Source organism: Bradyrhizobium sp. HKCCYLRH2015 (assembly GCF_051168215.1).
Classification (GTDB): Bacteria; Pseudomonadota; Alphaproteobacteria; order Rhizobiales; family Xanthobacteraceae; genus Bradyrhizobium.
Window position 1 is genome coordinate 450,785 of record NZ_JBNPUO010000001.1, and the last position, 20,175, is coordinate 470,959.

Annotated in this window: 22 protein-coding genes; 16 read left to right on the forward strand and 6 right to left on the reverse strand. The window is 64.7% G+C overall.

What is annotated here, in order from left to right:
• The first annotated feature begins 21 nt into the window (after positions 1–21).
• From ACQR1H_RS01900 to cynS, 4 genes are all read left to right on the forward strand, one after another.
• Positions 22–1,407, forward strand: coding sequence for a CmpA/NrtA family ABC transporter substrate-binding protein (locus tag ACQR1H_RS01900; RefSeq protein ID WP_316183075.1), 1,386 nt, complete (start codon positions 22–24; stop codon positions 1,405–1,407).
• Positions 1,408–1,585: 178 nt separating this feature from the next.
• Complete coding sequence (gene ntrB / locus ACQR1H_RS01905) at positions 1,586–2,425, forward strand: nitrate ABC transporter permease (protein WP_316215927.1); 840 nt, start codon at positions 1,586–1,588, stop codon at positions 2,423–2,425.
• A 246-nt stretch (positions 2,426–2,671) separates the two neighbouring features.
• Positions 2,672–3,577, forward strand: coding sequence for an ABC transporter ATP-binding protein (locus tag ACQR1H_RS01910; protein ID WP_316215928.1), 906 nt, complete (start codon positions 2,672–2,674; stop codon positions 3,575–3,577).
• A 47-nt stretch (positions 3,578–3,624) separates the two neighbouring features.
• Positions 3,625–4,113: a cyanase gene (gene cynS / locus ACQR1H_RS01915; protein ID WP_315749292.1), complete on the forward strand. Its 489-nt coding sequence runs from the start codon at positions 3,625–3,627 to the stop codon at positions 4,111–4,113.
• Between the two features lie 67 nt (positions 4,114–4,180).
• Here cynS and ACQR1H_RS01920 read toward each other — a convergent pair whose 3' ends face one another.
• Positions 4,181–4,504, reverse strand: coding sequence for a DUF1476 domain-containing protein (locus ACQR1H_RS01920; protein WP_316183078.1), 324 nt, complete (start codon positions 4,502–4,504; stop codon positions 4,181–4,183).
• Positions 4,505–4,814: 310 nt separating this feature from the next.
• Here ACQR1H_RS01920 and purC point away from each other — a divergent pair, with 310 nt between their 5' ends.
• The 6 genes from purC to ACQR1H_RS01950 all read left to right on the forward strand — a co-directional run bounded on the left by purC (position 4,815) and on the right by ACQR1H_RS01950 (position 9,401).
• Positions 4,815–5,582, forward strand: coding sequence for a phosphoribosylaminoimidazolesuccinocarboxamide synthase (purC, locus tag ACQR1H_RS01925; protein WP_016843454.1), 768 nt, complete (start codon positions 4,815–4,817; stop codon positions 5,580–5,582).
• 13 nt (positions 5,583–5,595) lie between these two features.
• Positions 5,596–5,838, forward strand: a complete 243-nt coding sequence (gene purS, locus ACQR1H_RS01930) for a phosphoribosylformylglycinamidine synthase subunit PurS (protein WP_316215929.1) — start codon at positions 5,596–5,598, stop codon at positions 5,836–5,838.
• Between the two features lie 17 nt (positions 5,839–5,855).
• The gene (locus ACQR1H_RS01935; protein ID WP_315801207.1) at positions 5,856–6,272 is read left to right on the forward strand and encodes a hypothetical protein; all 417 of its coding nucleotides are present in this window, start codon (positions 5,856–5,858) and stop codon (positions 6,270–6,272) included.
• Positions 6,273–6,281: 9 nt separating this feature from the next.
• On the forward strand, positions 6,282–6,983 hold the full coding sequence (gene purQ, locus ACQR1H_RS01940) for a phosphoribosylformylglycinamidine synthase subunit PurQ (RefSeq protein WP_315801206.1): 702 nt from the start codon (positions 6,282–6,284) through the stop codon (positions 6,981–6,983).
• Between the two features lie 196 nt (positions 6,984–7,179).
• Positions 7,180–8,427, forward strand: a complete 1,248-nt coding sequence (locus ACQR1H_RS01945) for a DUF1236 domain-containing protein (protein WP_316216113.1) — start codon at positions 7,180–7,182, stop codon at positions 8,425–8,427.
• 236 nt (positions 8,428–8,663) lie between these two features.
• The gene (locus ACQR1H_RS01950) at positions 8,664–9,401 is read left to right on the forward strand and encodes a tetratricopeptide repeat protein (protein WP_316215930.1); all 738 of its coding nucleotides are present in this window, start codon (positions 8,664–8,666) and stop codon (positions 9,399–9,401) included.
• A gap of 100 nt (positions 9,402–9,501) precedes the next feature.
• Here ACQR1H_RS01950 and ACQR1H_RS01955 read toward each other — a convergent pair whose 3' ends face one another.
• Positions 9,502–9,984 (reverse strand): PaaI family thioesterase, encoded by a 483-nt coding sequence (locus tag ACQR1H_RS01955; protein WP_315801205.1) that lies wholly within the window; start codon positions 9,982–9,984, stop codon positions 9,502–9,504.
• Positions 9,985–10,182: 198 nt separating this feature from the next.
• Between ACQR1H_RS01955 and purL the strand changes: the two genes are divergently transcribed.
• Positions 10,183–12,393, forward strand: a complete 2,211-nt coding sequence (purL, locus tag ACQR1H_RS01960) for a phosphoribosylformylglycinamidine synthase subunit PurL (protein WP_316183079.1) — start codon at positions 10,183–10,185, stop codon at positions 12,391–12,393.
• A gap of 293 nt (positions 12,394–12,686) precedes the next feature.
• Here purL and ACQR1H_RS01965 read toward each other — a convergent pair whose 3' ends face one another.
• A complete protein-coding gene (locus tag ACQR1H_RS01965) occupies positions 12,687–13,883 on the reverse strand; it encodes an acyltransferase family protein (protein ID WP_316183080.1) in 1,197 nt (398 codons plus the stop codon).
• A gap of 429 nt (positions 13,884–14,312) precedes the next feature.
• Here ACQR1H_RS01965 and ACQR1H_RS01970 point away from each other — a divergent pair, with 429 nt between their 5' ends.
• On the forward strand, positions 14,313–14,486 hold the full coding sequence (locus tag ACQR1H_RS01970) for a DUF1328 domain-containing protein (RefSeq protein WP_009031962.1): 174 nt from the start codon (positions 14,313–14,315) through the stop codon (positions 14,484–14,486).
• An 80-nt stretch (positions 14,487–14,566) separates the two neighbouring features.
• Here the strand turns inward: ACQR1H_RS01970 and ACQR1H_RS01975 are convergent, their stop codons facing one another.
• Complete coding sequence (locus ACQR1H_RS01975; RefSeq protein WP_316183081.1) at positions 14,567–14,932, reverse strand: DUF427 domain-containing protein; 366 nt, start codon at positions 14,930–14,932, stop codon at positions 14,567–14,569.
• A 255-nt stretch (positions 14,933–15,187) separates the two neighbouring features.
• Between ACQR1H_RS01975 and ACQR1H_RS01980 the strand changes: the two genes are divergently transcribed.
• The gene (locus ACQR1H_RS01980) at positions 15,188–15,427 is read left to right on the forward strand and encodes a BolA family protein (protein WP_315714834.1); all 240 of its coding nucleotides are present in this window, start codon (positions 15,188–15,190) and stop codon (positions 15,425–15,427) included.
• 39 nt (positions 15,428–15,466) lie between these two features.
• Positions 15,467–16,669 (forward strand): low temperature requirement protein A, encoded by a 1,203-nt coding sequence (locus ACQR1H_RS01985; protein WP_316183082.1) that lies wholly within the window; start codon positions 15,467–15,469, stop codon positions 16,667–16,669.
• Here ACQR1H_RS01985 and egtD read toward each other — a convergent pair.
• A complete protein-coding gene (egtD, locus tag ACQR1H_RS01990) occupies positions 16,645–17,616 on the reverse strand; it encodes an L-histidine N(alpha)-methyltransferase (protein ID WP_315801199.1) in 972 nt (323 codons plus the stop codon). The genes ACQR1H_RS01985 and egtD overlap by 25 nt on opposite strands.
• A gap of 54 nt (positions 17,617–17,670) precedes the next feature.
• Positions 17,671–18,921: an ergothioneine biosynthesis protein EgtB gene (egtB, locus tag ACQR1H_RS01995; RefSeq protein WP_434890950.1), complete on the reverse strand. Its 1,251-nt coding sequence runs from the start codon at positions 18,919–18,921 to the stop codon at positions 17,671–17,673.
• Positions 18,922–19,226: 305 nt separating this feature from the next.
• Here egtB and grxD point away from each other — a divergent pair, with 305 nt between their 5' ends.
• Complete coding sequence (gene grxD, locus ACQR1H_RS02000; RefSeq protein ID WP_006609190.1) at positions 19,227–19,565, forward strand: Grx4 family monothiol glutaredoxin; 339 nt, start codon at positions 19,227–19,229, stop codon at positions 19,563–19,565.
• Positions 19,562–20,131: an O-acetyl-ADP-ribose deacetylase gene (locus ACQR1H_RS02005; protein WP_316238867.1), complete on the forward strand. Its 570-nt coding sequence runs from the start codon at positions 19,562–19,564 to the stop codon at positions 20,129–20,131. The genes grxD and ACQR1H_RS02005 overlap by 4 nt, the downstream gene beginning before the upstream one ends.
• Positions 20,132–20,175 lie beyond the last annotated feature (44 nt).

A 20,175-nucleotide genomic window follows, 5' to 3' on the forward strand; every position in this document is an offset into this window, starting at 1 on the left:
TGTGACAAAGGGGCGCAGCACATGTCGATTTTCGATGATCCGTTCGATGCCGATTCACGCGTGAATGCTGGTTGTATCTGCGGCCAGCATCGCAGCCCGGCCGAACATGAGCACGCCATGCTGGCGCTGCGCTGCGAGCCCGTGGCGGAGTCCACCGAGAAGCGCTACGAGAACGTGGTCGCGTCCGCCGTGCTGCGCGCGGTGTTTCCGCAAGCTGCCACCCGCCGCGCGTTCCTGAAGTCGGTCGGCGCCGCCACCGCGCTCGCTGCCGTCTCGCAATTCTTTCCGCTGAAGACGGCGACTGAAGCTTTCGCCGAAGCGGGCGCGCCGGAGAAGAAGGATCTCAAGGTCGGCTTCATCCCGATCACCTGCGCCACGCCGATCATCATGGCAGCGCCGCTCGGCTTCTATGCCAAGGCTGGGCTGAACGTCGAGGTCGTCAAGACCGCCGGCTGGGCCGTGATCCGCGACAAGACCATCAACAAGGAATACGACGCCTCGCACATGCTGGCGCCGATGCCGATCGCGATCTCGCTCGGCCTCGGTGCACAGCCGATCCCGTTCACCGTGCCCGCGATCGAGAACATCAACGGGCAGGGCATCGTGCTGGCGATGAAGCACAAGGACAAGCGTGACCCGAAGGACTGGAAGGGCATGAAGTTCGCCATTCCGTTCGACTATTCGATGCACAATTATCTGCTGCGTTACTATCTCGCCGAGCACGGCATCGATCCCGACACCGACGTGCAGCTGCGCTCGGTGCCGCCGCCGGAGATGGTCGCGAACCTGCGCGCCGACAACATCGACGGTTTTCTCGCGCCTGACAACATCTGCCAGCGGGCGATCTTCGACGGCGTCGGCTTCCTGCACGTGCTGTCGAAGGAGATCTGGGACGGTCACCCCTGCTGCAGCTTCGCGGCGAGCCGCGAGTTCATCACGACGGCGCCGAACAGCTTCGCGGCGCTCACCCGCGCCATCGTCGATGCCACCGCGTACGCGTCGAAGGCCGAGAACCGCAAGCAGATCGCGGAGGCGATCGCTCCGGCGAATTATATCAATGCGCCGGTGACCGTCATGGAGCAGGTCTTGACCGGCACCTACGCCGATGGCCTCGGCGGCGTGAAGACCGATCCGAAACGCGTCGATTTCGATCCGTTCCCGTGGCAGTCCTTCGCGGTGTGGATGCTGACGCAGATGAAGCGCTGGGGGCAGATCAAGGGCGACGTCGACTACAAGGCGGTCGCCGAGCAGATCTATCTCGCCACCGACACCCGCAAGGTCATGATCGACATGGGCCTGACGCCGCCGAAGGACTCCTACAAATCGTTCTCGGTGATGGGCAAGCCGTTCGATCCGACCAAGCCGGACGACTACGTTGCGAGCTTCAAGATCAAGAAGGCGTCGTGATGGGAGCGATGGGCACGCTGCCGGCCACACCACCGGTGTCGTCCTCGCGAACGCGGGGACCCATACGCCGTAACCTGGCTTGTGGCAGGAGCAGTAGCGACAATCTTATCCATCCATTGATTTCGGTGGTTATGGGTCCCTGCGTTCGCAGGGATGACGCCGGTGGTGGAGCGACGGCATGACCGCCTCACTTCGTCTGCGCGCCGCCGTCGTCTCAATCGTGCTGCTCGCCGTCTTCCTCGGCGCCTGGCACATCGCCACGCGCAGCACCGGCACGGCTGCCAACATGAGCCCGGAATACGCCAAGCTGATGGGCATGACCGCGACGCAAGGCAAGTCGGCGATGCCCGGGCCGCTCGATGTCGGCGCCAAGCTGTGGGAGCATCTCCGGCGGCCGTTCTACGACAATGGCCCGAACGACAAGGGGCTCGGCATCCAGCTCGCCTTCTCGCTGGGGCGGGTCATGCTCGGCTACCTGATCGCGGTCGCGGTCGCGATCCCGCTCGGCTTCCTGATCGGTATGTCGCCGTTGATGAGCAAGGCGCTCGATCCGTTCATCCAGATTCTCAAGCCCATCTCGCCGCTCGCCTGGATGCCGCTGGCGCTCTACACGATCAAGGATTCCAGCCTGTCGGCGATCTTCGTGATCTTCATCTGCTCGGTCTGGCCGATGCTGATCAACACCGCCTTCGGCGTCGCCAGCGTGCGCAAGGAGTGGATCAACGTCGCGCGCACACTTGAAGTCGGGAATTTCCGCCGCGCCTTCACGGTCATCCTGCCGGCTGCGGCGCCGACGATCCTCACCGGCATGCGGATCTCGATCGGCATCGCCTGGCTCGTCATCGTCGCCGCCGAGATGCTCGTCGGCGGCACCGGCATCGGCTACTTCGTCTGGAACGAGTGGAACAACCTCTCGATCACCAACGTGATCATTGCGATCCTGATGATCGGTCTGGTCGGCATGATGCTCGATCAGATACTGGCCCGTGTCGCGCGGCTTGTGACGTTTCCGGAGTAGGGGGATGACGGTCGTGATCCCAAGCAGAGCGGCCGTCTTACCTCTCCCCGCTTGCGGGGAGAGGTCGGATTGCATCGTAGATGCAATCCGGGTGAGGGGGTACAGGTCCATCCACGGACACTCCCGGCGCGTGTGCCCCGAATCATCTCTTTCCATAGGCACCTTTCGTGCGGCTGCCCCTCACCCCAACCCTCTCCCCGTGAAGAACGGGGAGAGGGAGCGCACCGTCCTCGCGGAGTCTGCTCGATGACCTCAGACAAGTTCATCTCCATCGAGGGCATCGCCAAGCGCTACGACGGGGCGCGGAGCACGACGATCTTCGAGAACCTGTGGCTCGCGATGGCGCGCGGCGAGTTCGTCTGCGTGATCGGGCATTCCGGCTGCGGCAAGACCACGGTGCTGAATGTTCTTGCCGGCCTCGACGCACCGAGCGAAGGCGCCGTCATCGTCGACGGCCAGGCCATCGAAGGCCCGAGCCTCGACCGCGCGGTCATCTTCCAGAGTCATGCGTTGCTGCCATGGCGGACGGTGCTCGGCAATGTCACCTATGCCGTCTCGTCGAAATGGCGCAAATGGGATCGCGCCAAGGTCAAGGCGCATGCGCTGAAATATATCGAGCTGGTCGGGCTTGCCGGCTCCGAGCACAAGCGTCCCTCGGAGCTGTCCGGCGGCATGAAGCAGCGCGTCGGCATCGCGCGGGCGCTGTCGATCACGCCGAAGATCATGCTGATGGACGAGCCGTTCTCCGCGCTCGATGCGCTGACGCGCGGCACCCTGCAGGACGAGGTCCGCCGCATCTGCGTCGAGACCGGGCAGACCGTGTTCATGATCACCCACGACGTGGACGAAGCGATCTATCTCGCCGACAAGATCGTGCTGATGACCAACGGTCCCGGCGCGGTGCTGGCGGAGATCGTCGAGAACCCGCTGCCGAAGGACCGGCTGCGCGGCGACCTGCATCGTCATCCGCTGTACTACGCGCTACGCAATCACATCATCGATTTCCTGGTTAGCCGCAGCAGGACCTTCACTGCCGAGACGCCGGATCACGACCCGCGCAAGGTGCCGGTGGTGAAGATCGGGCGCACCGAGCCGGCGATCGTCGCGTCCAAGCCGGTCGAGAGCGATACGCCGCTGGCGGTCGCCCGCTGAGGCTCGGAAGAAACCCATCAACGAAGGTCCATCAAGGGAGACCAAGCATGAAGCGATCCGACCTCACCGAGAAGCTGCTCGACATCAAGCGCGAGAAGGGCTGGAGCTGGAAATATATCTGCGAACAGATCGGTGGCTATTCCGAGGTGCTGATCGTCGGCGCCGTTCTCGGCCAGATGAAGCTGACCAAGCCGCAGGCTGCCAATGCCGGCGAGCTGTTCGGCCTGTCGAAGTCCGAGATCGCGATGCTGAACGAAACGCCGATGCGCGGCGAGGGCGTGCAGATGCCGCCGACCGATCCCCTGATCTATCGCTTCTACGAGCTGGTGATGATCAACGGCCCGGCCTGGAAGGAGCTGATCCAGGAGGAGTTCGGCGACGGCATCATGTCGGCGATCGATTTCGACATGGTGATGGAGCGCCTGCCCAATGCCAAGGGCGACCGCGTCAAGATCACGATGTCGGGCAAGTTCCTGCCGTACAAATATTACGGCGCCAGCGGCAACGTGCCGGAGTACGGTTTCAAGGAAGAATAGGCGAATAGGGAGTGGCGAATAGGGATCTTCTTGCCCTATTCGCTACTCGCCATTCGCAACTCGCCCGTTATTGTCCCGCCTTGACCTGCGCCACGGCGGTCGACAGCAGCTCGCTCATCTTCGCGCGCACGTCCGCCTCGGTGACGGCGGCGCCCTTGGCGTTGAGGTCTCCCAGCACCTTGCGCAGCACGTCGGCATCGCCCGCTTCCTCGAAATCGGCCGCGACGACCTCCTTGGCGTAGGCGTCGGCGTCAGCGCCGGACTTGCCGAGCTTTTCGGCGGCCCACAGGCCGAGCAGCTTGTTGCGGCGGGCTTCTGCCTTGAACTTCAATTCCTCGTCATGGGCGAATTGCTTCTCGAAGGCGTCCTCGCGCTTGTCGAACGTGGTCATGGTCGGAACTTCCAGTGTTGCCGAAGAGGGTTAACCGCGCAGGCGGTTGCGGGGCGGTGGCCGCACGCCTAAATAATTGGAACATCTTGCCAATACAACGGGTACGAGGCCGCAGGGAAGGGCGGTAAAACTCCGCCCCCGAGGTCTGGATCGATTGTGCTCGGGACACCAATGAGATAGGTTTCCCACAGGCCCGGTTCCTGTTCTGTTTCCGTCCGTCCGGGCCCTCGCGGCAGCTCCGTCGTGGTCCTGTCCAAAGTCATCCGGAGCCCACCATTTCATGGATTTCAACAAAACACGGTACATCCCAATGAGCCGTCGGCGTCGCATTTATGAAGGCAAGGCCAAGGTCCTGTACGAAGGCCCCGAGCCGGGCACCCTGATCCAGCACTTCAAGGACGACGCCACCGCCTTCAATGCCAAGAAGCATCAGGTGATCGAAGGCAAGGGCGTCCTCAACAACCGGATCTCGGAGTACCTGTTTCAGCACCTCAACGACATCGGGGTCCCGACTCACTTCATCCGCCGGCTCAACATGCGCGAGCAGTTGATTCGCGAGGTCGAGATCGTCCCGCTCGAGGTCGTCGTGCGCAACGTGGCGGCGGGCTCGCTGTCGCAGCGCCTCGGCATCGAGGAAGGCACCCAGCTGCCGCGTTCGATCATCGAATTCTATTACAAGAACGACCAGCTCAACGACCCCATGGTGTCGGAGGAGCACATCACCGCGTTCGGCTGGGCCACGCCCCAGGAAATCGACGACATCATGGCGCTGGCCATCCGCGTCAACGACTTCCTGACCGGGCTCTTCCTCGGCATCGGCATCCGCCTGGTCGACTTCAAGATGGAGTGCGGCCGGCTGTTCGAGAACGAGATGATGCGGATCATCGTCGCCGACGAGATTTCCCCCGATTCCTGCCGGCTGTGGGACATCAAGTCGAACGAGAAGCTCGACAAGGACCGCTTCCGCCGCGATCTTGGCGGCCTTCTGGAGGCCTATACCGAGGTCGCCAAGCGGCTCGGCATCCTCATCGAGAACGAGCGTCCGGCGGGCTCCGGCCCGGTCCTGGTCAAGAGCTAAAGGGAAGCAAGACGTGAAAGCGCGTGTCACGGTGACACTGAAAACCGGCATCCTCGATCCCCAGGGCAAGGCGATCGAGGGCGCCCTCAAGTCGCTCGGCGTCAACGGCGTCGCGTCCGTGCGCCAGGGCAAGGTGTTCGACATCGAGCTCGCCGGCGCCGACAAGGCCCAGGCGGAGGCGGCCCTGAAGGCCGCCGCTGACAAGCTGCTCGCCAACACGGTGATCGAGAATTACCGGGTGGAACTGCTGGGGTAGGGCGCTGAGGGGGAGACATGATCCGCCGAAACGAAGTCAGACTGGGCGTCGCGGCAGTTGGTCTCCTTCTATCGGTATCGATGGCGAGCGCAGCGGCTCCGGTCACTATGGACGGATGGCGCTACACCGCTGGACCGAACGGCCTGCATGTCTTCGTATGCGCACGTGTCGACTGTGTGCCTGGGTCTCGGCTTGTTTGCCAAAGCAAGCCGCCCCATTCGGCGCTGCTTCCGGGCATCCTGCGCAAGTGGGATGAGATGGCCGCTGAGCTCTCGGGCGAGCCGCCCGAGGTGCGAACGACGAGCCACAGACTCTCCGGTATCGTCGACAGCGCTACATCACAATACGTTTTGATCAGTTCGTCGAACGACGAATACGCCAGCCGAGCCAATCTCGCGCGATTCGAGAAGGCTCTGCAGGAAGCCAGCAAATAGGTCGCAAGCATGAAATCCGCCATCCTCGTCTTCCCCGGCATCAATCGCGAGCGCGACATGGCGCGCGCGCTGCGCATGATCTCCGGCCATGAGCCGGCGATGGTCTGGCACGCCGAGACGTCGCTGCCGAAGGGCACCGATCTCGTCGTCGTCCCCGGCGGCTTCTCCTATGGCGATTACTTACGCTGTGGCGCGATCGCGGCGCGGGCGCCGGTCATGGACGCGGTGCGCGATCACGCCGCCAAGGGCGGCCTCGTGCTCGGCGTCTGCAACGGCTTCCAGATCCTGTGCGAGTCCGGCCTGCTGCCGGGCGTGCTGATGCGCAACGATAAGCTGAAATTCATCTGCAAGGACGTGCATCTGCGGGTCGAGCGCTCGGATTCTCCGTTCACCCGCGGCTACAATGCGGGACAGGTCATCCGCGTGCCCGTCGCTCACGGCGAGGGCAATTATGCGGCCGACGAGGAGACCTTGAAGCGGCTCAATGGCGATGGGCGCGTGCTCTATCGTTACTGCTCGGCCGATGGCGAGGTTGGCGACCTCAGCAACATCAACGGCGCTGCGCATTCGATCGCCGGCATCGTCAACGAGAACGGGAATGTGCTCGGCATGATGCCGCATCCCGAGAATCACGTCGAAGACATCATGGGCTGCACCGACGGCCGTGGGCTGTTTGCCGGCCTCGTCGCCCATCTCGACCGCGCGGCCTGACGCCGTTCATCGAAATCGTTCCGTAGTTTTTTCTCGCGCCGTCCGGCAACGCCGGGCGGCTGTTTGCGTTGTCCGCCCGATTCCACGGGACAGGAACCAAGGAGGTTCTCATATGACGACGAAACATTGGCTGGGAACGGCCGCGATCATTCTGGCGATCGGCACGGCATCAGGTGCCGCATCGGCGCAGTCCGAGATGAAGCGCGAGGGTGGCGCCGCTGCCCCGACCGCACGCGAAGCGATCCGGCCCGGCAGCGAGGCCAAGAGCGCTGGCGCGGCCGTGGAACACGGCGCGTCGGAGGCGAAGCAGAGCGCGCAGGGTCGCAGCGAGCCGTCATCGGCCGCGCGCGAGCAGGCTCAGGAGCGCTCGGCGCACGATGCGAAGCAGAGCGCGGAGCAGAGCAAGGGCGAGCGCGGGCCGGACTCGGCACAGCGCGAGCGCGACGCCAAGGACAGCGCCGAGAGCAAGTCGCAGGCCGACAGCAAGCAGGCCGACAAGCAGTCTGACAGCAAGAGCAAGGCTGAGTCGAAGCAACAGCAGGGACGCGCCGACGAGCCGCGCAAGGGCGAGGATCGCGCCGCCGAAACCAAGTCGGGCGCCACGGATCGCAAGTCCGACCGCGAGGCCGAGCGCAGCGGCAGCGACAAGAGCCGGCAAAGCCAGGACGAGCGCAAGGCCGGCACGTCGGACCAGGCGGCCGACAAGCAGACCGGCCGCAGCAAGCAGGCCAATCAGCCGGGCGCAACGGACAGCAAGAGCACGACCGCGCAGCAGAACCAGCAGACCGGTCCGGCCGGTGCCGCTGCGGGCAAGCCGGACGCGACCGGGCAGGCCAGCAACCAGACCCAGACCAACAACACCCGCTCCAGCACGCAGGTTTCGGTCAACGAGCAACAGAAGACCCGCGTGGTCGACCAGCTCAAGCGTGATCACGACTTCGACCGTGCCCGCACCGACATCGACATCCGCATCAACGTCGGCGAGCGCCTGCCCGAGCGCGTGCGGCCGCGTCCGCTGCCGTCGGACATCGTCACCATCGTTCCGGAATATCGCGGCTACGAGTACACCGTCGTGCATGACGAGATCGCCATCGTCGATCCGCGCAGCCGCGAGATCGTCGATGTCATCCCCCAGGACGGCATGCGCGCCGATCGCGGCTATGAGCGCGGCGGCTACGGCGTGAGCTCGACCCGCATCGTGCTGTCCGACGATCAGCGCCAGATCCTGCGCCGCGCCGCGACCGAGACCGGCACCGTCGGATCGACGACATCGTCATCGACCTCGTCCGGAACGAGCTGCCTGAGCCTGCGACGCGTGCCCGATGAGCTCGCGCGCAGCAATCCGGAGCTCGCCAACTACCAGTATCTGGCGATCGGCGAGCAGGTCGTGCTGGTCGACCCGCGCGATCAGAAGGTGGTGCAGGTCATCGACCAGCAGCAATAGCGGCGTGGCGATACGACGGCGGCTCGAGGGCGGGAGCGCGACGCGCTTCCGCCCTTTTTCGCGACAGGATCGCCTTCCGTACGGCCATCGAACGAGCCTTGCTCCGCTGCTCGAACCGGCCGTTGTCCTCATGCGTCAAACCGGCATCGTCAATTGAGCTGGCGCGGACGGGATTGTCGGCCGCGCGCGGCCACGCTATCAACGTTGGCGTGTAGGGATTGGCCGTGGGGACCGCCGTGCCGGTTGCACTCGTCATTATACTTCTTCAGATCTCGCTGATCTATCATGCGTCGCGGACCGGGCGGATGCAGCCCTGGGCGTTCATCATCTTGTTGGTCCCCTTGATCGGCGCGCTCGCCTACATCGTCGTCGAGCTGGTGCCGGAATGGCTGGGCAGCCACGACGTCCAGAAGGCGCGCAAGCGCGTCGCCAACAAGCTGGACCCTGAGAAATACTATCGTGAGTTGTCGGATCGCGTCGCCGTGACGGATACGATTGCCAACCGCGCCGCGCTCGCCGAGGAATGCGTCGCCGTCGGTCGCTATGACGAGGCCGAGCAGCATTATGATCACATCCTGAGCCTGCCGATGGGCCACGAGCCGCTGTTCGCGCTCGGCAAGGCCAAGGCGCAGTTCGCGCGCCGCCGCCCCGCGGATGCACTGGCGACGCTCGACGAGCTGCAGAAGACCTGGCCGGACTACAATTCGGTCGAGGCGCATCTGCTCTATGCTCGCGCCTTGCAGGAAGCCGGCCGCACCGACGAGGCCCTGGAGGAGTACCAGGCCTTGCTGGACTACGCGCCGGGCAGCGAGGCGAAGGTCCGCTACGGCTTGCTGCTCAAGCTGGCCGGCCGCATCGACGAGGCCAAGATCGTATTCACCGAGCTGCTGATCCAGATGAAGCGCGCCCCGCGCCATGTGCGCAAGGCGCAGGCCGAGTGGATATCGATCGCCGAGAAGCAGCTCGCGGGGTGAGGCCGTAGCCCGGATGAGCGCAGCGACATCCGGGTTCACCGAGGGAGCGCGTGAGATCCCGGATATCGCTGCGCTCATCCGGGCTACAAATCAAATCAGGCTACGGCGAGTTCGCTGCCTCCGGCGTCCGCCGCTTGACGCGCTTGATGGTCCCTGAGAACGAGAACAGCGGCTTGGTGCCGGAATGCAGCATGCCGCGCAGGAAGATCAGCGACGCGCCGGCGCGGGTGACCTCGCCGGTGGCCTCGATCAATTCCCCCTCGCGCGCGGCGTCGAGGAATTCGGACGAGAACGAGACCGTGACGCCCGGGCCCTGCATGATCGGCGCGGCGAAGGCGAACAGGCAGTAATCCGCGAAGGTCATCAGGCAGCCGCCATGGACGTTGCCGCCGCCGTTCAAATGCTTCTTCTCGACCCGGAAGGCGCAGCGGATCGAACCGTCGTCCTCCATCCGGTGCCAGAACGGTCCGGTATGGGATTCGTAGCTGTCGCGCATCCAGGTGCGCCAGCCGGCGAACTCGCCGTCGGTCGCGATATGGATGCCGGGGCGGTTCTCGAAGGCGGAACGGGTCAGATCGTGCACGTGCAAGGGCCTTTAACTGTTGATTTACCGTCTTAAATCCGATTGGCCGCCAATCTGCAAATATCCCGCTTGGCGGGTCCGGGCCAAAGCTCTGGACAGGGCGGAATAGGGCCGTAAAAGGCCTTTTCCGCTTCTGCCTCTGTATCTATGAAGCAGGGTTTAAGGGACCAGCGGCCCACGGGGCAAAGGCATTTCTCCATGCGCAATGAACCGCAGATCACCCCCGAGCTCGTCGCCGCCCACGGCCTGAAGCCCGACGAATATGAGCGCATCCTGAAGCTGATCGGGCGGGTCCCGACCTTCACCGAGCTCGGCATCTTCTCGGCGATGTGGAACGAGCACTGTTCGTACAAATCGTCCCGCATCCATCTCAAGGGCCTGCCGACCAAGGCGCCCTGGGTGATCCAGGGCCCCGGCGAGAACGCCGGCGTGATCGACATCGGCGACGGCCAGGCGGTCGTGTTCAAGATGGAGAGCCACAACCATCCGAGCTACATCGAGCCGTACCAGGGTGCCACGACCGGCGTCGGCGGCATCCTGCGCGACGTGTTCACCATGGGCGCACGCCCGATCGCCTGCCTGAACGCGCTGTCGTTCGGCGCGCCGGAGCATCCGAAGACGCGGCATCTGGTGTCCGGGGTGGTGGCCGGCATCGGCGGCTATGGCAACTCGTTTGGCGTTCCGACGGTCGGCGGCCAGACCCGCTTCCACACCCGCTATGACGGCAACATCCTGGTCAACGCGATGGCGGTCGGCCTCGCCGACGCCGACAAGATCTTCTATGCGGCCGCCTCCGGCGTGAACATGCCGATCGTCTATCTCGGCTCCAAGACCGGCCGCGACGGCATCCACGGCGCCTCGATGGCCTCGGCCGAATTCGACGACTCCTCGGAGGAGAAGCGCCCGACGGTGCAGGTCGGGGATCCTTTCGCCGAGAAGCTGCTGCTCGAAGCGTGCCTCGAGATCATGGCCGCCGACTGCGTGATCGCGATCCAGGACATGGGCGCGGCCGGGCTGACCTGCTCGGCGGTCGAGATGGGCGCCAAGGGCGACCTCGGCGTCGATCTCGATCTCGATGCCGTGCCGACCCGCGAGATCGGCATGAGCGCCTACGAGATGATGCTCTCCGAGAGTCAGGAGCGCATGCTCATGGTGCTGAAGCCGGAGAAGGAGAAGGAGGCGGAAGCGATCTTCCGCAAGTGGGGGCTCGATTTCGCGGTGGTCGGCTACACCACGCCGAGCAAGCGGTTCGTGGTGAAGCATGGCGGCGACGTCATGGCCGACCTGCCGATCAAGGAGCTCGGCGACGAGGCGCCGCTGTATGATCGCCCGCACGTGGCCTCATCGGCGCTGCCGGTGATCCACGCCCGCGAGGTCAAGGCGCCCCTGGCCATCATCCCGGCGTTGGAGAAGCTCGTCGCAACGCCCGATCTGTGCTCCAAGCGTTGGATCTGGGAGCAGTACGACCATGTGATCCTCGGCAACACCGTGCAGCGCCCGGGCGGCGATGCCGCCGTGGTGCGCGTGCAGGACGGGCCGAAGGGGCTGGCGCTCACCGTCGACGTCACGCCGCGCTATTGCGAGGCCGACCCGTTCGAGGGGGGCAAGCAGGCCGTCGCCGAAGCCTGGCGCAACATCACCGCGGTCGGTGGCCGGCCGCTTGCGATCACCGACAATCTCAATTTCGGCAACCCGGAACGGCCCGAGATCATGGGCCAGTTCGTTGGCTGCCTGAAGGGCATTTCGGAGGCCTGTCGCGCGCTCGACTTCCCCGTCGTCTCCGGGAACGTCTCGCTCTACAACGAGACCAACGGCCGCGCGATCCTGCCGACGCCCTCGATCGGCGGCGTCGGCCTGCTCGATGATTTCACCAAGTCGGCGAGCATCGCCTTCAAGGCCGAGGGCGAGGCGATCCTGCTGATCGGCGAGACCCATGGCTGGCTCGGCCAGTCGGTCTACCTGCGCGACGTCTGCGGCCGCGAGGAGGGCGCTCCGCCGCCGGTCGACCTGGCCGCGGAGAAGCGCATCGGCGATGTCGTGCGCGGCATGATCCATGCGGGCACGGCGACGGCTGCGCATGATCTGGCCGACGGTGGTCTGCTCGTCGCGCTCGCCGAGATGGCGATGGCCTCCGGCATCGGCGCGCGGCTGCTGGCCGCGCCTGCCTCGATCGTGCCACATGCCTATTGGTTCGGCGAGGACCAGGCGCGCTATCTCGTGACGGTGCCGGAGACCGAGGCTGGCCGCGTGCTCGCCAAGATGCGCGGCGCCGGCGTGCCGTGCACGCGCATCGGCACGACAGGCGGCACTGCGCTGGCGATCGCCGGCGAGGCCTCGGTGGAAGTGGATACGCTGAAGAGCCGGTTCGAGAGCTGGCTACCAGAATATATGGGCGGGGCGGCTGCCTGACACACCGTTGTCGTCCCGGACAAGCCACGGCGGCGCACCGCGCCGACGTGGCGCCGATCCGGGACCCACTCGGTGTACGGAGTAGTCGGCGGGACTGGTCGTTGACCTGCGCCAACAACAAGATCTTGCGGTTATGGGTCCCTGCGTTCGCAGGACGACAGCGGAGTACGTTGTCAGCGCGGTGCCTTTCCACGCGCTCATTGCGAGCGCAGCGACGCAATCCAGAGCTCCGGCGGGAGGTTGGATTGCGTCGTCGCTGCGCTCCTTGCAATGACGGAGGAGGCAGGACCGTCCTACAACACGTTCTTCGCCCCCGGAATCTGCCTGAGCACCCAGGTCGCGCCCCAGCTCAGCAGCATGCTGCCGACAAAGGCGATCGTGGCCTTGGCGATGGCCGGCAGGCCGAAGTCGAACAGCCAGTACTGGATCCACAGCACGATCGGATAGTGCACCAGGAACATGCCATAGGCGTCGGCCTGCATGCGATCGAGCACGGAGAATTCCGAGCGGCGGTTGTTGAGGAAATAGGACAGGATCGCAAACAGGATCGCGGCGCTGAAGATGACGAACAGGAAGCCATAGGCTGCCTCGTACCATTGCGGCAACACGGGGGGATTGCCCAGCACCTGGCGCTTGATCGTGATGAGCACCCAGAGCAGCGCATAGGGCACCAGCGTAACCACGATCCAGGCCCCGAGTCCGCGCTGCGACATCTGCCCTTCTGCGGCCAGCAGGCCACGTTCGACATTGGCCGAGCCGATGCCAGCCCCGACGTAGAAATAGGCGGCGTAGAGCAGGACGCGGCTGGCCTGCACCGAGAGCGGTCCGGCTTCAAACCAGAACGTCGGGCCGAAATAGAGCCGGGACGGGATGTAGAGTCCGCCTGTGATCAGCAGGAAGGCAAAGAAGAAGTCGCGCGGATGCTCGAAGGCGCGCTGCGACAGCCGATTGATCGGATCCAGCAGGCGTGGCGAGACGCGGTACAAAAGGGCTGCCGAGGTGTCGAACGCCAGCAGCACCCAGATGAACCAGATCGGCCCGCTCGGCCATGGACCGACCGTGACCGTCTTCCACCAGAAGGCAGCGAAGGTGGCGTCCGGATTGGCGCGCAGCTCGATCGCGTAATAGGCAAGCGGAATGACGGTCAGGGCTGCGATGGCGAACGGCAGGCCAAGGCGCAATAGCCGGTCACGCAGGAACTGCAGCGTCGACTTGTGAGCAAGGCCCGACCACACGAACAGGCCCGACAGAAAGAAGAACATGGCCATGAAGAAGCTGTCGGTGGCCAGCACGATGGCATCGAAGCCGAGGAAGAACGTCGGATCGGTGTGCCCGAAATAGGTATAGGGAATCACGGCGTGGTGGAGCAGCACCACCAGCGTCAGGAATGTCCGGGCGTGATCGAGCGCGGCGTTGCGCGCCCGGGCGCGCGGGCGGGCCTGAAGCTCGATCTTCGCGGCCGCCGCCGATTGTGTAACCGATATGACCATACGCCCCCCGGCGTCGCTGCTGCCCGGCCCGTGCAGCGGATGGGACGTTCGCATCCCCCTCGCCGCGGGGCGTCATGCAAACGTCGTCCAAGGCTGCGCGAGCCGGAATGAGTGGATGAGCTCGTGTGACCTATGGCACCGTCATTCGCTGGAGTCGCCCGCAAGCGGGCGAATGACGGCGCCGGACTACCAGATGTCGTCTTTGGTGCTGCAAATCAGCAAGTGCCGCGGTCCGCAAGCCGGTTTCTCACACATGCCGATTTCCGCTCCCGATATCCTTACGAACCGACGACCTATGAAGTTACGGCCGGGACGGTCGTGGGTTGCGCATTTCTTCGGCGCCGGGACCGATGGCCGAAGGAACCGGTTCCCCGCCTCATCGTTAGTGAGGCGCCGCGCCGGCACGGCGCAGAACCGGAGGACCATACCGTGACACTTCTCAAATGGGCGCTGCTGTTCTTCGTGATCTCGGTGGTGGCCGGTATTCTCGGCTTCACCGGCATCTCGGCAGCTTCCGCCGACATTGCGCGGATCCTGTTCTATATCTTCCTGGTGATCTTCCTCGTGCTCCTGATTCTCGGGCTTACGATTTTCAGAGTGTAGCACGCCATCAGGTCAGTGATCGAAACAACCGCCGCGCCGGTATCGCCTCGCGCCCGCCGCGCGGCGGGCTGTCACCGGGTTCAATCAGCTGCGACCTCCTCGATCCGCACCTTGTCCGGATAGAACGCCAGGTGGCCCGAGATCTCGGTCATCGCCGGGAAGGGCGCCTCGTAGCTCCAGATCGCATTGTCCAATGTCTTGCCGTTGGCGACGACGCTGAAATAGCTCGCATCCCCCTTGTACGGACAATGGGTGACACGATCAGTCTTCTGCAAGGCCGCCATGTTGGCGTCGGCCCGCGGCACGTATTGAACCGCGGGGTAGCTCGCTTCCTTCAGCGTCAACGCGCGGGTCGTGTCGGCAATCACGACGCCGTCGGCGATCACCCGTACGCGTTTTGGGTTGGGGGTGACGGTGATCGGATGATCCGGTCCTGGAAGCTTCATGTCGTCGTCCTCCCGATTCGGCCTTTTGGGTGCGTCACCCAGTCCGACGTATCTCGTCTGATCCCGGTATATAGTGGTTCCGCGCGTGACCTCGAAAGCGGTTCGCGCTAGATTTCACTATCACGGTCCCGCGAGAATGCCTTGATTCGCCGTGCTCGGCGGGCCACTGATGGGAGCTGCAGCCAAGCCGCGGGCCCTGCGGGCTACATCGTCTACGGGATGCGGCGCCGGCCCGACACAAGGAGATGCACCGGGATGCCCATGGATGCCCACGATATCGAGCAGATGATCAAGTCTGCCATCCCTGACGCCCAGGTGACGATTCGCGATCTCGCTGGCGACGGCGACCACTACGCCGCGACGGTGATCTCGGAATCGTTCCGCGGCAAATCCCGCGTGCAGCAGCACCAGCTCGTCTATCAATCGCTGCGCGGCCAGATGGGTGACGTGCTGCATGCTCTGGCGCTGCAGACCGGGGTGCCGGACCAGCGCTGACCATTCAGGGGCAGATCGCGCAGCACGCATCCGGGGGAGATGGCGGTGGACAATCCGCGTGGTGCGCTGTTTCGCGTCATCGAGCCGAACCGGCACAGTCGGGTCACCTTCGTCGAGCTGTTCTTCGATCTCGTCTTCGTCTACGCGGTCACGCAGATCTCGCACTATCTGATCGGCCATTTCTCGCCGCTCGGCGCCGCCCAGACGGCCGTTCTGTTTCTCGCGGTCTGGTGGGTGTGGGTCTACACCGCCTGGGTGACCAACTGGCTCGATCCCGAGAAGGCGCTCGTCCGAGGTCTCTTGTTCGCGCTGATGCTGGCGGGCCTCGTTCTGTCGATGTCGATCCCGCGGGCGTTCGAGGACCGCGGCCTGTGGTTCGCCATGGCCTACGCCGCCATGCAGGTCGGCCGGACCGCGTTCTGGCTGACCGCGACGCCGCCGCAGCGATTGGCCGTCCGTCGCAACGCCGCCCGCATTCTCTCCTGGCTCAGTGCCTCCGCCGTGCTCTGGCTGCTCGGCGGCCTTGCCGAGGGCCCGGCGCGGATGGGGCTATGGGGGGCGGCGCTCACCCTGGAATATGTGTCGCCGGCCGTCCGCTTCTGGGTCCCCGGGCTGGGTGCATCCACCGTCGAGGACTGGATGGTCGAAGGCGGCCACATGGCGGAGCGCTGTGCGCTGTTCATCATCATCGCGCTCGGCGAATCCATCGTCGTCACCGGCGCGACCTTTGCCGAGCTCGACTGGACCGGAGCCAACATTGCCGCCTTTGCCAGTGCCTTCATCGGCACGGTGGCGATGTGGGCGGTGTATTTCAACCGCGGCGCTGAGGCGGGATCGGAGGTGATTTCGCAGTCGGCGCAATCCGGGCTTATGGCGCGCTCGGCCTACACCTACCTGCACATGCCGATCGTCGCCGGCATCATCGTTTCGGCGGTATCGGACGAGATCATCCTGAAGCACCCCCTCGGGCATACCGACCTGAATACGGCGGCGACAACGATCGGCGGTCCGTTCGTGTTTCTGCTCGGGACCATCCTCTTCAAGTTCAACATCCGCGGCTTCCTGCAGCTGTCGCACGGCGCTGGCCTGCTGGCGCTGATCGGGCTCGGCTGGTTCGCGACCGAACTGTCGCCGCTCGTGCTATCAGCGCTGACGAGCGCGCTGCTGGCGATCGTCGCGCTGTGGGAGACGCTGTCGCTGCGGTCGAAGCCGGAGCCTCACGCCTCGGCGACGAGCGCCTGAACCGAGAACATTTTTTCCGCATCCGTCCACACGGTCTGGACTTTCCAGCCGGAGCCGCGGGCCAGCGCGCCGAAGCGCTCGATGCTGTATTTATAGCTGTTCTCGGTGTGGATGCTCTCGCCGGCCCGGAACGAGAGGGTGGTGCCGAGCAGCCGCACGGTCTGCGGCTTTCGTGCAACCAGATGCATCTCGATGCGGTGCTGCTCGCGATTGTAGATCGCGCGGTGAACGAAGGCGGACAGGTCGAAATTGCCACCGAGCTCCCGGTTGATCCGCAACAGCAGATTGAGATTGAAACGCGCAGTCACGCCGGCGGCGTCATTGTAGGCGGCATGCAGGACGCGCTCGTCCTTCTCCAGGTCGACCCCGACGATCATCAGCGCGCCGGTCCCCAGGATCTCGCGTGCCGAGCGCAGGAAGCGGCACGCCTCATGCGGCTCGAAATTGCCGATCGTCGATCCCGGAAAGAAGCCGACCTTCGGCTTGCCTTCGATGGCGTCAGGCAGTTTGAATGCCGTGGTGAAATCCGCGATGACCGGGTGCACGGCCAGCTGCGGGAAGTCGCGGCGGAGGCTGTCGGCCTGTGCGGTCAGGAACTCGCCGGAAATATCGACCGGCACGTAGGCCGCGAAGCGGCAGCTTTCCAGCAGCAGCCGCACCTTGGTGGTGGCGCCGGCGCCGAACTCGATCAGCGCAGCATCGTCGGGAATGACCGCCGCGATCTCGGCGCCGCGATCCCTGAGGATGCCGAGCTCGGTGCGCGTCGGGTAGTACTCCGGCAGGCGCGTGATCTGCTCGAACAGGTCTGATCCGGCGGCGTCGTAGAAATATTTCGGCGATAGCTGCTTGGGCTGCTGGGTGAGGCCTGCGACTGCGTCTGTCGCAAAGGCCGACGTCTTGTCGTCGGGGAGATGGGCATCGAGCAGCGCGTTGACGTGCACGTTCATGATACTCTCCTGGACGCGCACACGCGCGACTGTCGGGCAACGAATGCTGATAGCTCAGGCGTAGTCCGCGAGCCGGAGCCCGGTGAATTGCCAGCGATGATGTGGATAGAAGAAGTTGCGATAGGTGACGCGGCTGTGGCCCGCCGGCGTCGCGAGCGATGAGCCGCGCAGCACCAGCTGATTGACCATGAACTTGCCGTTGTACTCGCCGAGCGCGCCTTCCGTGGCCCGATAGCCGGGATAGGGGCTGTAGGCGCTGCGGGTCCACTGCCAGACAATGCCGAAGGCGTCGCTGAGCTGGTTGCCGCGCGCGGCGACCTCCCACTCCATCTCGGTCGGCAGATGCTTGCCGCGCCAGCGTGCGAATGCGTCGGCCTCATAGTAGCTGACGTGGCACACGGGTGCATCCGGATCGACCGGCCGCAGTCCTCCCAGCGTCATGATGCGCCATTCGCCCTCGACCTTGTACCAATGGCCGGGCGCCTGCCAGCCCTCGCGACTGGCGGCGGCGAAGCCGTCCATGAGCCAGAGCGTGGCGGTCCGGTAGCCGCCGTCATCCATGAAAGCGAGCCACTCGGCATTGGTGACGAGATTGCGCGCGATGCCCACCGGCCCGACGAGCGCGCGATGGGCTGGCTCCTCATTGTCGAAATGGTAACCATCACCGGCGTGTCCGACGGTATGGATGCCCTCGGGGAGATGAATCCAATCCGCGCCCCGGCCTGCCGGGGCAGGAAAGGTCCAGGATGGATCATAGGCCGGGGCCGTCGGGTTCTGCGCGAATGCGTGCAGGATGTCGGTCAGCATCAGCTCCTGATGCTGCTGCTCGTGATTGAGGCCGACCTCCACCAGCGGCGTCACAGCGGCCAATGTGGCAGGCTCGGCGCTGCCCAGGAAGTCCGCCATCGCCGCGTCGACGTGTTGCCGATACGCCGTGATGTCGGCCACGCCCGGCCGGGTGATCAGGCCGCGCTCGCCCCGCGTGTGGCGCGGGCCGGCACTGACGTAATAGGAATTGAACAGGAACGCGTAATCGGGGTGAAAAGGGGTATACTCCCGATAGTGCTCGCCCAGCACGAACTGCTCGAAAAACCAGGTCGTATGGGCGCGATGCCATTTGGCCGGACTGGCGTCCGGCATCGACTGGATGACCTGATCCTCCGGGCTCAGCGGCGCCGCGCGCCGCTCGGTCTCGCCCCGAACGGCGAGGTACGCCTCGGTCAGGCGCCCGGCGAGGGAGCCGGACCCGGTCTGAAGCGTATCAGTGACGGGGATGGAGGCCGTAGCGGAGGCAGAACTGGTCACGAGGGTCTCCGTTTGCCAGCAGAAAACGATGTTCGACGGAACAAGTTCCTTTCGACAGTTCGTCCTAAATAGGGGCTTGGTTACGGGATGAAACCCTCGTGGCGGCTATAATATTGCTGCCGTCAGCCTATGGTCCGGCCGGGGGGCCTGGGTCGCGGGCCGATCCTCGGCATTTTACTTTGGCTGAACAACGGTTTGCGCTACATATAGAAGAGTGGCGATCGGCTGCGGACGAAATCCGTCCGATGACGATCAGCGCGCACCGAGCCCCAGGCGTTCCTTGAGGCGCCCTAGAGGAAGCGAAGATGAGCATTGAGCAATTCATTGACAATGAAGTGAAGTCGAACGACGTCGTCCTGTTCATGAAGGGGACGCCGCAGTTTCCGCAATGCGGATTTTCCGGCCAGGTCGTGCAGATCCTGGACCACGTCGGCGTCGGCTATAAGGGCCTCAACGTTCTCGAATCCGCCGAGCTGCGCAACGGCATCAAGACGTTCTCGAACTGGCCGACGATTCCGCAGCTCTACGTGAAGGGCGAGTTCGTCGGCGGCTGCGACATCGTCCGCGAGATGTTCCAGAGCGGCGAGCTGCAGCAGCTGTTCACCGACAAGGGCATCCCGGTCGGCACGGCGGCCTCCGCCTGAGCTATCCGGTCCGAAAGATCGGCACGACCCGATTCGAGGTCGTCGTCACCGACATCACCAAGCTCGGCGTTGACGCCATCGTCAACGCCGCGAACACGTCTCTGCTCGGCGGTGGTGGCGTCGATGGCGCGATCCACCGTGCGGCGGGACCGGACCTCGTCATGGAATGCCGCATGCTCCATGGCTGCAAGACTGGCGAGGCCAAGATCACCAAGGGCTACCGGTTGCCCGCCCGTCATGTGATCCACACGGTCGGCCCGGTCTGGCAGGGCGGCGACCGCGGTGAGCCGGAGCTGCTGGCCTCGTGCTACCGCCGCTCGATTGAGCTGTGTCACAACCACCTGCTGTGTTCCGTCGCCTTTCCCGCAATCTCGACCGGCATCTTTCGCTTTCCCGCTGATCGCGCCGCCTCGATTGCGGTCGCCACTACGATCGAGGCCATCAGCGGCGAGACCTCGCTGTCGCAGATCGTGTTCTGCTGCTTCTCCGAGGCGAGCGCCGAGCTGCACGATGAGGCGTTGAGTAAGGCGATCGAGAGCCGCGCTCGCAAGGGGTCGCCGCGATAACGGCGGCCGCCTGTGTGGCCGGCTGGTTTACGCAGCCCTCGCGT

Coding starts and splice junctions, on each gene's coding strand:
- ACQR1H_RS01900 (WP_316183075.1), top strand. CDS start 22: ATGTCGATTTTCGATGATCCGTTCGATGCCGATTCACGCGTGAATGCT.
- ntrB (WP_316215927.1), top strand. CDS start 1,586: ATGACCGCCTCACTTCGTCTGCGCGCCGCCGTCGTCTCAATCGTGCTG.
- ACQR1H_RS01910 (WP_316215928.1), top strand. CDS start 2,672: ATGACCTCAGACAAGTTCATCTCCATCGAGGGCATCGCCAAGCGCTAC.
- cynS (WP_315749292.1), top strand. CDS start 3,625: ATGAAGCGATCCGACCTCACCGAGAAGCTGCTCGACATCAAGCGCGAG.
- ACQR1H_RS01920 (WP_316183078.1), bottom strand. CDS start 4,504: ATGACCACGTTCGACAAGCGCGAGGACGCCTTCGAGAAGCAATTCGCC.
- purC (WP_016843454.1), top strand. CDS start 4,815: ATGAGCCGTCGGCGTCGCATTTATGAAGGCAAGGCCAAGGTCCTGTAC.
- ACQR1H_RS01935 (WP_315801207.1), top strand. CDS start 5,856: ATGATCCGCCGAAACGAAGTCAGACTGGGCGTCGCGGCAGTTGGTCTC.
- purQ (WP_315801206.1), top strand. CDS start 6,282: ATGAAATCCGCCATCCTCGTCTTCCCCGGCATCAATCGCGAGCGCGAC.
- ACQR1H_RS01945 (WP_316216113.1), top strand. CDS start 7,180: ATGAAGCGCGAGGGTGGCGCCGCTGCCCCGACCGCACGCGAAGCGATC.
- purL (WP_316183079.1), top strand. CDS start 10,183: ATGCGCAATGAACCGCAGATCACCCCCGAGCTCGTCGCCGCCCACGGC.
- ACQR1H_RS01965 (WP_316183080.1), bottom strand. CDS start 13,883: ATGGTCATATCGGTTACACAATCGGCGGCGGCCGCGAAGATCGAGCTT.
- ACQR1H_RS01975 (WP_316183081.1), bottom strand. CDS start 14,932: ATGAAGCTTCCAGGACCGGATCATCCGATCACCGTCACCCCCAACCCA.
- ACQR1H_RS01980 (WP_315714834.1), top strand. CDS start 15,188: ATGCCCATGGATGCCCACGATATCGAGCAGATGATCAAGTCTGCCATC.
- ACQR1H_RS01985 (WP_316183082.1), top strand. CDS start 15,467: ATGGCGGTGGACAATCCGCGTGGTGCGCTGTTTCGCGTCATCGAGCCG.
- egtD (WP_315801199.1), bottom strand. CDS start 17,616: ATGAACGTGCACGTCAACGCGCTGCTCGATGCCCATCTCCCCGACGAC.
- grxD (WP_006609190.1), top strand. CDS start 19,227: ATGAGCATTGAGCAATTCATTGACAATGAAGTGAAGTCGAACGACGTC.